Origin of the sequence: Acetobacter indonesiensis (assembly GCF_000963945.1) — a bacterium.
Taxonomy (GTDB): Bacteria; Pseudomonadota; Alphaproteobacteria; order Acetobacterales; family Acetobacteraceae; genus Acetobacter; species Acetobacter indonesiensis.
Genome location: NZ_BAMW01000099.1, coordinates 1 through 563 on the forward strand (window position 1 = coordinate 1; position 563 = coordinate 563).

1 pseudogene is annotated in these 563 nt (G+C 58.8%); it reads left to right on the top strand.

Going from position 1 to position 563, the window contains the following annotated elements:
* Window positions 1–563, top strand: a pseudogene (locus tag Abin_RS15270) (hemagglutinin repeat-containing protein); the annotation flags it as partial.

Genomic DNA, 563 nt, shown 5'->3' on the forward strand with positions numbered 1-563 from the left:
CCCGCAGAACACGTCCGACTATAAAAGCACGGCGCGGCAGACGGGTGCCTCCATATCCATTCCGGTGTGGGGGGCAGGTGGCAAGGCTGGGGGTGGTGCGAGTTACAGCCAGCAGAATGTGACGGATCATTTTGCGACAACGGAAGATCAGCTCTCCGGTTTTTATGCTGGCGATCAGGGTCTTGGTGTTGATGTTGCAGGGAACACCAATCTGACTGCGGGTGTGCTGGCCAGCACGGCGGATGCGAGCCTGAACCACTTTAGCACCGGGAGCCTGACGAGCAGTTCTGTTGAGAATATCTCGCGCTGGGATGCGAAGCAGACCGGGGCCTCGTTCAGTGCGGGTGCCGGGATGTTTGGCAGCACGATGGGGATACTGGGCTCAGTAGGAACGGGCCTTGCCTCTGGAGCAGCAGGCCTGATGGGCGGTGGGCGTACGCATGATGAAACGAGCGAAAGCCAGTCTGCCATTGGCGGGAACATTTTTGTCAACGCTGGTAGCATTCAAGGCAGCTACACGACGGATGTGAGTCAGGCCAATCAGGCCCTGACAAACGCGTTTG